The sequence below is a fragment of the Pseudomonas sp. genome (assembly GCF_050739995.1).
Lineage (GTDB): Bacteria > Pseudomonadota > Gammaproteobacteria > Pseudomonadales > Pseudomonadaceae > Aquipseudomonas.
The window spans coordinates 1-9,245 of the sequence record NZ_JBOICG010000479.1; the positions used below are offsets into that span (position 1 = coordinate 1).

The following is a 9,245-nucleotide window of genomic DNA, read 5'->3' on the forward strand; positions in this document are numbered from 1 at the left end:
GGCTTGTGCCCCATGGTTGACCAGCAGTGAGGCAACGAGCGCAATAGCGCTGGTACTCAGGCGCATAACAGGGTTTCCTTCCAAAGGCAGGGCCACTCAAGTGCTCATCGATGTGACAGATTGCACCTGCCTGGCATCGTAAGGAGCACCCGGTCAGCCGACGGGCGAAGCGGGCATTTGATAATTGTTTGCATTTGAACGTCAAGGCACTTAAGGATTGAAATGAAGTTTGTCTGCTCCTCCGACACCCTCGCACCCAACAGCAGCCGCGGCTTTGAGATCGATGGTTACAAGCTGTTGGCCGTGCGCCGGGACAGCACTGCCTACTTCTATATCAACCGCTGCCCCCATCGCGGCATTCCACTGGAGTGGCAGCCCGACCAGTTCCTGGACTCCAGCGCCAGCCTGATCCAGTGCGCCACCCACGGCGCGCTGTTTCTGATCGAGAGCGGCGAATGCATCGCCGGCCCCTGTGCCGGTCAAAGCCTCACTCCCCTGCCCGGCCGTGAAGACGAACAAGGCTTATGGGTTGAACTCTAGTCGTCCAGCAGTACATCCAACCGACGGTCGATGTAAATTTCCTCCGGCGTGATGCGCACACCATAGGCCAACACCTCTACGCCCGCGGCTTTAGCCTCACGCAATGCAGCGGCATAACCGGCATCAATTTCCACCGCCGGACGCACCGCCTCGATCCCGGAGAGATTGACGCAATACAGCTGCACCGCCCGCACACCGTCGCGCGCCAAATGCGCCAACTCACGCAGATGCTTGGCGCCACGCTGGGTCACTGCATCGGGAAAGGCTGCCACAACAGAGTCGTCGAAACCCAACGTGACGCTTTTCACCTCTACATAAGCCGCGCCCTGCAGGTACTCCAGGCGAAAGTCGATACGGCTTTTTTCCTGGCCGTAAGGCACCTCGCGCTTCAACGCGGTAAAACCGTTGAGTTCAGTGATGACCCCGGCGCGCAACGCTTCTTCGACCACTGGGTTGGCGCGCGCCGTGTTGACGCATGCCAGTCGACCTTGAGGCGTTTCGGCGATTTCCCAGGTGCCTGGCAGCTTGCGCTTGGGATCATCGGAACGGCTGAACCAGACCTGCCCGCCCTCCACCATGCAATTGAGCATCGAGCCGGTGTTTGGGCAGTGAATGGTCAGCAACTCGCCGGTAACGGTTTCGATATCGGTAAGAAAGCGCTTGTAGCGGCGAATCAGCCGCCCTTGTTCCAGAGGAGGATGAAAGCGCATCAGCCTTGCCAGCTCCGCAGACCACGGGCAATCCGCTCCACCGCCTCTTGTAACCGATCAATGTTCTGCGTGTAGGCAAAACGTACATGATGACCGGCCTGATAGCGGCCGAAATCAAGCCCAGGCGTGAAGGCCACATGTTCAGTCTCAAGGAAATGACGACAGAACGCGAAGGCATCACCGCCGAACGCGCTGATATCGGCATACAAGTAGAAAGCGCCCTCAGGCTCTACAGCAATACCGAACCCCAGCTCGCGTAAAGCGGGCAGCAGGAAGTCGCGACGGCGACCGAATTCGGCGCGACGCTCTTCCAGAATGCTCAGGGTCTGCGGGGTAAAACAGGCCAAGGCAGCGTACTGGGCCATGCTTGGCGCACTGATGTAGAGATTTTGCGCCAGCTTCTCCAGCTCCCCGACCGCAGCGGGCGGCGCTACCAGCCAACCCAGGCGCCAGCCGGTCATGCCGAAATACTTGGAAAAACTATTCAGTACAAAGGCATCGTCATCGACTTCCAGCACGCTGGCGGCATCAGTGCCGTAGGTCAGGCCATGATAGATCTCGTCGACCACCAAGTGACCGTTACGCGCCTTGATTGCACTCGAAAGCCCAGCCAGCTCGTCACGCGTCAAAATTGTACCGGTGGGGTTGGCAGGCGATGCCACCAGTGCGCCGACACTGTCGTGATCCCAGTACCTGGCGACCAGGTCAGCGGTCAATTGGTAGCGCACCTCCGGACCTACCGGTACCAATTGCGCCGCGCCTTCCACCAGCCTCAGGAAGTGCCGGTTGCAGGGGTAGCCAGGGTCAGCCAGCAGCCAGTGCTTGCCCGGGTCCACCAGCAAACTGCTCGCCAGCAGCAACGCGCCAGAGCCACCCGGAGTGATCAGAATACGCTCAGGGTCGACACTCAGCCCGTAGCGCTGCTGGTAAAAGCCGCTGATTGCTTCACGCAACTCAGGCAAGCCACGCGCCGCGGTATAGCGGGTCTTACCGTTGGCCAACGCCGCCTGTCCCGCCTGGATGATCGGCTCGGCCGTGGTGAAATCCGGCTCACCGATTTCCAGATGGATCACATCGTGGCCGGCCGCCTGCAACTCATTGGCTCGCGCCAGCAATGCCATGACATGAAAGGGTTCGATGGCGCGACTGCGCGCACTATAGGGCTGAGCCATTAGCCTTCCTTAACCGTGAGGACAAAGTTCGGATTCTACCGAACCTGCACGGTAAAACATGTTCTATTGCCTGCTCGGTCACCTGAACGGTCCGGCACACGCGCACAAAACGACTAAAATTAACATTCGAGACGATTCATACCCAGCCACGGCGGGCTACTGCAGTTTGCAACCCCGGCGCAATGGGCCTCGACAACCGGGAGTGGCGCACCCCGAATCTATCTGGTAAGTTCGCCCGCTTGCAGCCGCAGGGCCGGCAGGTGTCGGTGACGTTGCAATCCTGCGCAATGGATTAGAAGAGTGAGAGGCGGTCTATTCATGTCCACCCAAGCAAAGCAACAGCAGCAAAGCCTCAGTGGCTTCACACCTTACGTCGAAGCGAAGGGTGAGGAGTACATGGGCAAGCCCATGCGCCAGCACTTCACCAAGATCCTGCAGAAGTGGAAGCAGGAATTGATGCAAGAAGTCGACCGCACCGTTGACCACATGAAGGACGAAGCCGCCAACTTCCCGGACCCGGCAGACCGTGCCAGCCAGGAAGAGGAATTCGCCCTCGAACTGCGCGCCCGCGATCGCGAACGCAAGCTGATCAAGAAAATCGACAAGACGCTGCAACTGATCGAAGACGAAGAATACGGCTGGTGCGAAACCTGCGGTGTCGAGATTGGCATTCGTCGCCTGGAAGCCCGTCCTACCGCCGACATGTGCGTGGACTGTAAAAACCTGGCTGAAATCAAAGAAAAGCAGGTCGGCAAGTAATCCTGCCGAGCTGAACGAATGGGGCGTGCAAACGCCCCATTTTTGTTTCTGGCGTTTACCGATTTTCCAGTAGTATCCGGCCCATGACAGCCTCTACCTATATCGGGCGCTTCGCCCCCACGCCCAGCGGCCATTTGCATTTTGGCTCGCTGGTCGCCGCTCTCGCTTCCTACCTCGATGCTCGCGCCAATAACGGCCGCTGGCTGATGCGCATGGAAGACCTCGACCCACCCCGTGAAGAACCCGGTGCCCAGGCGGCGATTCTGCATGCCCTGGAAAGCTACGGCTTTGAGTGGGATGGCGAATTGGTCCGACAAAGCGAGCGGCATGATGCCTACGCCAAAGTGCTGAACGACATGTTCAACCACGGCCTGGCGTACGCCTGTACCTGCTCACGCAAACAACTGGAAGCCTACAACGGGATTTACCCAGGCCTGTGCCGCAATGCCGGTCACGATCAGCAGGACGCCGCTATCCGTTTGCGTGTTCCAGAGCTGGAGTACCACTTTACCGATCGTGTACAAGGCGAATTCCGACAACACCTGGGCCGCGATGTAGGCGACTTCATCATCCGTCGCCGCGACAGTCTCTACGCCTACCAGTTGGCCGTCGTGCTCGACGATGCGTGGCAAGGCGTGACCGATATCGTGCGCGGCGCCGACTTGCTCGACTCCACACCACGCCAGTTGTATCTGCAAGAGCTGCTGGGCCTGCGCCAACCGCGCTACCTGCATGTGCCGCTGATCATCCAGCCGGACGGTAACAAACTGGGCAAATCCTATCGTTCTCCGCCGTTGACACCCGATCAGGCCACGCCTTTGCTATTGAGGGCATTACGCGCGCTTGGCCAACAACCCGGCAACGAACTGCTTCACGCCATCCCACGGGAACTGCTGGATTGGGGTATTGCACACTGGGATGCCACAAAGATCCCACGCTTACTCACACTGGCTGAAGCGCAATTGAGCTGAAGGCTCTTGCAGCTTGCCAGCCATCCGTTACCATCGCCGCACGTTTTCACACAGAGGCCAACATGTACATCTATCGATTGGTCCTGCTGCTGGTCGTCGGGATCTACCTGTTTTCCCCCGCCATCATGGATTGGTGGATCGACGCCACGGGCGCCTGGTACCGCCCTTATCTGCTGTGGCTGATCCTGATCGTCGTGACCTTCATCCTGCAGAGCCAAAAAGATGCCGATGAGCTTTAGCCTGACCCAGATGCTGCTGATCAGCGCCGCCTACCTGGCTGCGTTGTTCGGTGTCGCCTGGATCAGTGAGCGCGGAATGATTCCACGGGCGATCATTCGCCATCCGCTGACCTACACCTTGTCCCTGGGTGTCTATGCCAGCGCCTGGGCGTTCTACGGCACGGTGGGCCTGGCCTATCAGTACGGGTATGGCTTCCTCTCCAGCTACCTCGGGGTGTCCGGGGCTTTCCTGCTGGCGCCCGTGTTGCTGTACCCGATCCTGAAGATCACCCGCACCTACCAGCTATCGTCCCTGGCGGACCTGTTTGCTTTTCGCTTTCGCAGCACCTGGGCCGGCGCACTCACCACCATCTTCATGCTGATTGGTGTGTTGCCCTTACTGGCCCTGCAAATTCAGGCGGTGGCCGACTCCATCAGCATCCTGACCCGCGAACCGGTGCAGCACCGTGTCGCCCTGGCCTTCTGTGCGCTGATCACCCTGTTCACGATCTTCTTCGGCTCGAGGCATATTGCCACCCGTGAAAAGCACGAAGGGCTGGTGTTTGCGATTGCCTTCGAATCGGTCATCAAACTGATCGCCATCGGCGGTGTTGGCCTCTATGCGCTGTATGGCGTATTCGACGGCCCGCAACAGCTGGAAATGTGGCTATTGCAAAACCAGACCGCCCTCGCCGCCCTGCACACGCCTTTGCAAGAGGGCCCGTGGCGCACGCTGCTGCTGGTGTTCTTCGCCTCGGCGATTGTGATGCCGCACATGTACCACATGACCTTCACCGAAAACCTCAACCCACGCTCACTGGTCAGTGCCAGCTGGGGCCTACCGCTGTTCCTATTGCTGATGAGCCTGGCGGTGCCGCTGATCCTGTGGGCCGGCCTGAAACTGGGAGCCACCACCAACCCGGAATACTTCACCCTTGGCGTCGGCATCGCCGCGAATAACCCGGCCCTGGCGCTACTCGCCTATGTCGGCGGCTTATCAGCAGCCAGTGGCCTGATCATCGTCACCACCCTGGCCCTCTCGGGCATGGCACTCAACCATCTGGTGCTGCCGCTGTACCAGCCGCCCGCTGAAGGCAATATCTACCGTTGGCTGAAATGGACGCGCCGAGCACTGATCGTCGCCATCATCATGGCCGGCTATGGTTTCTACCTGCTGCTGGGCGCCGGGCAAGACCTGGCCAACCTCGGCATCGTCGCGTTCGTCGCCACCTTGCAGTTCCTGCCGGGCGTGTTGTCGGTGCTGTACTGGCCGACCGCCAATCGCCGTGGTTTCATCGCCGGCTTGCTGGCTGGCATTCTGGTGTGGATCGTCACCATGTTGCTGCCATTGGTCGGCAACCTGCAGGGTTTCTACATTCCGCTGCTGAACATGATTTACGTACTGGACGACACCAGTTGGCACATGGCGGCGATCGCCTCCCTGGCCGCCAACGTGCTGATGTTCACCCTGATCTCGCTGTTCACCAACGCCAGCCCAGAAGAAACCAGCGCCGCCGAGGCCTGTGCAGTGGACAACGTGCGCCGCCCGCAGCGCCGCGAACTGCACGCCGCCTCGCCCCAGGAATTCGCCACGCAACTGGCCAAACCGCTAGGCGCCAAGGCGGCACAGAAAGAAGTCGAACAGGCATTGCGCGATCTCTACCTGCCGTTTGACGAACGGCGTCCCTATGCGCTGCGTCGCCTGCGTGACCGTATCGAAGCCAACCTCTCCGGCCTGATGGGGCCGAGCGTGTCCCAGGACATGGTGGAAACGTTCTTGCCCTACAAGGCGGGAGGCGAAAACTACGTCACCGAAGACATCCATTTCATCGAAAGCCGGCTGGAGGATTATCACTCACGCCTCACCGGCCTTGCCGCCGAACTCGATGCCCTGCGGCGCTACCACCGCCAGACCCTGCAAGAACTGCCGATGGGCGTGTGTTCGCTGGCCAAGGATCAAGAGATCCTGATGTGGAACAAGGCCATGGAAGAACTCACCGGCATCGCCGCCCAGCGGGTGGTGGGTTCGCGCTTGAATACCCTGGGCGAGCCCTGGAAAGAACTGCTGCAAGGCTTCATCAACCTGCCCGACGAACACTTGCACAAGCAGCACCTGGCCCTCGACGGCCAGACCCGTTGGCTCAACCTGCACAAAGCCGCGATTGACGAACCCCTCGCCCCCGGCAACAGCGGCCTGGTGCTGCTGGTGGAGGACCTGACCGAAACCCAGATGCTCGAAGACAAGTTGGTGCACTCCGAGCGCCTGGCCAGCATTGGTCGCCTCGCCGCCGGTGTGGCCCACGAAATCGGCAATCCGATCACCGGTATCGCCTGTCTGGCGCAGAACCTGCGGGAAGAGCGCGAAGAAGACGGCGAAATCACCGAGATCAGCGGGCAGATCCTCGAACAGACCAAGCGCGTTTCGCGCATTGTGCAATCGCTGATGAGCTTCGCCCACTCTGGCGCCCATCAGAACCAGGATGAAGCGGTGTGCCTGGCCGAAGTGGCACAGGACGCCATTGGGCTGCTGGCGTTGAACCGGCGCAATTTCGAGGTACAGTTTTTCAATTTGTGCGACCCGGACCACTGGGTCGACGGCGACTCCCAACGCTTGGCGCAGGTGTTGATCAACCTGCTATCCAACGCGCGCGACGCCTCACCGGCCGGCAGCGCGGTACGCGTCAAGAGCGAGGCTTTCGAGCACACGATCGACCTGATCGTGGAGGACGAAGGCAGCGGCATTCCACAGAACATCAAGGACCGGTTGTTCGAACCCTTCTTCACCACCAAGGACCCAGGTGAAGGTACCGGTCTGGGCCTTGCACTGGTCTATTCCATCGTTGAAGAGCATTATGGACAAATCACCATCGACAGCCCGGCTGACCCTGAAAGCCAACGCGGCACCCGTATCCGGGTGACCTTGCCGCGTCATGTCGAAGCGACGTCCGCTGTGAACTGAGACCGTCGAGAGAATTGAATCAATGCCGCACATTTTGATCGTCGAAGACGAAACCATTATCCGCTCTGCCTTGCGTCGCCTGCTTGAACGTAATCAGTACCAGGTCAGCGAAGCCGGCTCGGTGCAGGAAGCCCAAGAGCGATTCAGCATTCCCACGTTCGACCTGATTGTCAGCGACCTGCGCCTGCCGGGTGCGCCTGGCACCGAGCTGATCAAGCTTGGCCAGGGCACTCCGGTGCTGATCATGACCAGCTACGCCAGCCTGCGCTCGGCGGTGGACTCGATGAAGATGGGCGCGGTGGACTACATCGCCAAGCCCTTCGACCACGATGAAATGCTCCAGGCAGTGGCCCGTATCCTGCGCGACCACCAGTCGGCTGGCAGTGCGCCTGCCGAACCTCGTCCAGCCGGAAAGACCACCGACAAACCGGGAGCTGATAACAGCAACGGCGAGATTGGCATCATCGGCTCGTGCCCACCGATGCAGGATCTGTACAGCAAGATTCGCAAAGTCGCGCCTACGGACTCCAATGTATTGATCCAAGGCGAGTCAGGCACCGGTAAGGAACTGGTGGCCCGCGCCCTGCACAACCTGTCCAAGCGCGCCAAGGCGCCGATGATTTCGGTGAACTGCGCGGCGATCCCCGAATCCCTGATCGAATCCGAACTGTTCGGTCATGAGAAAGGCGCGTTCACAGGCGCAAGCGCCGGACGCGCGGGCCTGGTGGAAGCGGCGGACGGCGGCACGTTGTTCCTCGATGAAATCGGCGAACTGCCCCTCGAAGCCCAGGCGCGACTGCTGCGTGTCTTGCAGGAAGGTGAAATTCGCCGCGTCGGCTCGGTGCAGTCACAAAAGGTCGATGTGCGACTGATCGCAGCGACCCACCGTGACCTCAAGAGCCTGGCCAAGATCGGCCAGTTCCGTGAAGACTTGTACTACCGCCTGCATGTGATCGCACTCAAGCTGCCAGCACTGCGCGAGCGTGGAGCCGACGTCAACGAGATCGCCAACGCGTTCCTGTTGCGCCAAAGCGCGCGCATCAACCGTACTGACCTGAAGTTTGCTGCAGACGCCGAGCAGGCAATTCGGCATTACTCGTGGCCAGGTAACGTGCGAGAGCTGGAAAATGCGGTCGAGCGTGCGGTGATTCTGTCGGAAAGCCCGGAAATTTCCGCCGAACTGCTGGGTATCGATATCGAACTCAGCGACTTGGAAGATGACGATTTCCTGGGCCTGGCCCCACAGCATGGCGGCGGTAGCAATACCAGCCATGAGCCGACGGAAGATTTGTCACTGGAAGATTACTTCCAGCACTTCGTCCTTGAGCATCAGGACCATATGACCGAGACCGAACTGGCCCGCAAACTGGGTGTGAGCCGTAAGTGCCTGTGGGAACGACGTCAGCGCCTGGGCATTCCACGGCGCAAGACCGGGGTTGCCAGCGAGAGTTGAGGCCGCGCGCCCACGGGTAACACCCTCAGATGTGAAAAAACTGTTACCGCAGAACTTTCACGTAACAAAAGCCGGGGCTTACGGTAACGAAGCCCCGGCTTTTTTTCGCCTGCCAGAACCCTGAAAGCCCTTCACACCCCCGTTTTTGCTGGACGGGACAAAAGTTGGCACGCACCCTGCTATATGCTTAGTACAAAAACAATAACAAGCTTTGTACCAGACAATAAAAATAAGACGAATCGACTCACGCATAACAAAAACAACACGGCGGAGGCGCAGCTAACTGATTCTTTTGGAGAGGCGTTGCATTTGGGGCTTGCCCCGCAACCAGGCCGAGAACAACAAAAACTGCCCTAAGGCAGAGCCTGAACTGGTTGGATCGTAGATCAGCAACACAGCGACCAAAGCAATCCGTTTGCTCTTGACTCCCGATTGGGAGTGTCATGAAGGTGAAGCTTCATGG

The 9,245-nt window shown here is 59.5% G+C and carries 8 protein-coding genes; 6 read left to right on the forward strand and 2 right to left on the reverse strand.

All coding sequences use genetic code 11. The features are described 5' to 3' along the window. Positions 1–222: 222 nt before the first annotated feature. Positions 223–540 (forward strand): Rieske (2Fe-2S) protein, encoded by a 318-nt coding sequence (locus ACRESD_RS15905; RefSeq protein WP_431751796.1) that lies wholly within the window; start codon positions 223–225, stop codon positions 538–540. On the opposite strand, the gene sfsA is transcribed toward ACRESD_RS15905, so the two are convergent. Both sfsA and ACRESD_RS15915 read right to left on the reverse strand, forming a co-directional pair. Further along, positions 537–1,250, reverse strand: coding sequence for a DNA/RNA nuclease SfsA (gene sfsA / locus ACRESD_RS15910; RefSeq protein WP_431751797.1), 714 nt, complete (start codon positions 1,248–1,250; stop codon positions 537–539). The two genes, ACRESD_RS15905 and sfsA, sit on opposite strands and share 4 nt — an antisense overlap. Next, on the reverse strand, positions 1,250–2,422 hold the full coding sequence (locus ACRESD_RS15915; protein ID WP_431751798.1) for a pyridoxal phosphate-dependent aminotransferase: 1,173 nt from the start codon (positions 2,420–2,422) through the stop codon (positions 1,250–1,252). The genes sfsA and ACRESD_RS15915 overlap by 1 nt, the downstream gene beginning before the upstream one ends. 318 nt (positions 2,423–2,740) lie before the next feature. Between ACRESD_RS15915 and dksA the strand changes: the two genes are divergently transcribed. The 5 genes from dksA (at position 2,741) to ACRESD_RS15940 (ending at position 8,782) form a co-directional block, all read left to right on the forward strand. Continuing rightward, positions 2,741–3,181, forward strand: coding sequence for an RNA polymerase-binding protein DksA (dksA, locus tag ACRESD_RS15920; protein ID WP_431751799.1), 441 nt, complete (start codon positions 2,741–2,743; stop codon positions 3,179–3,181). A gap of 83 nt (positions 3,182–3,264) precedes the next feature. Beyond that, on the forward strand, positions 3,265–4,152 hold the full coding sequence (gene gluQRS, locus ACRESD_RS15925; protein WP_431751800.1) for a tRNA glutamyl-Q(34) synthetase GluQRS: 888 nt from the start codon (positions 3,265–3,267) through the stop codon (positions 4,150–4,152). A 62-nt stretch (positions 4,153–4,214) separates the two neighbouring features. Further along, entirely contained in the window at positions 4,215–4,391 is a 177-nt protein-coding gene (locus ACRESD_RS15930) for a hypothetical protein (RefSeq protein ID WP_003176118.1), read from the forward strand. Continuing rightward, a complete protein-coding gene (locus ACRESD_RS15935) occupies positions 4,375–7,329 on the forward strand; it encodes a sensor histidine kinase (protein ID WP_431751801.1) in 2,955 nt (984 codons plus the stop codon). The genes ACRESD_RS15930 and ACRESD_RS15935 overlap by 17 nt, the downstream gene beginning before the upstream one ends. Positions 7,330–7,351: 22 nt before the next feature. Continuing rightward, positions 7,352–8,782 carry a sigma-54-dependent transcriptional regulator gene (locus ACRESD_RS15940; protein ID WP_431751802.1) on the forward strand — a complete coding sequence of 477 codons (1,431 nt, stop codon included), beginning with the start codon at positions 7,352–7,354 and terminating at the stop codon, positions 8,780–8,782. The last annotated feature ends 463 nt before the right edge of the window (positions 8,783–9,245 follow it).

Coding starts and splice junctions, on each gene's coding strand:
- ACRESD_RS15905 (WP_431751796.1), top strand. CDS start 223: ATGAAGTTTGTCTGCTCCTCCGACACCCTCGCACCCAACAGCAGCCGC.
- sfsA (WP_431751797.1), bottom strand. CDS start 1,250: ATGCGCTTTCATCCTCCTCTGGAACAAGGGCGGCTGATTCGCCGCTAC.
- ACRESD_RS15915 (WP_431751798.1), bottom strand. CDS start 2,422: ATGGCTCAGCCCTATAGTGCGCGCAGTCGCGCCATCGAACCCTTTCAT.
- dksA (WP_431751799.1), top strand. CDS start 2,741: ATGTCCACCCAAGCAAAGCAACAGCAGCAAAGCCTCAGTGGCTTCACA.
- gluQRS (WP_431751800.1), top strand. CDS start 3,265: ATGACAGCCTCTACCTATATCGGGCGCTTCGCCCCCACGCCCAGCGGC.
- ACRESD_RS15930 (WP_003176118.1), top strand. CDS start 4,215: ATGTACATCTATCGATTGGTCCTGCTGCTGGTCGTCGGGATCTACCTG.
- ACRESD_RS15935 (WP_431751801.1), top strand. CDS start 4,375: ATGCCGATGAGCTTTAGCCTGACCCAGATGCTGCTGATCAGCGCCGCC.
- ACRESD_RS15940 (WP_431751802.1), top strand. CDS start 7,352: ATGCCGCACATTTTGATCGTCGAAGACGAAACCATTATCCGCTCTGCC.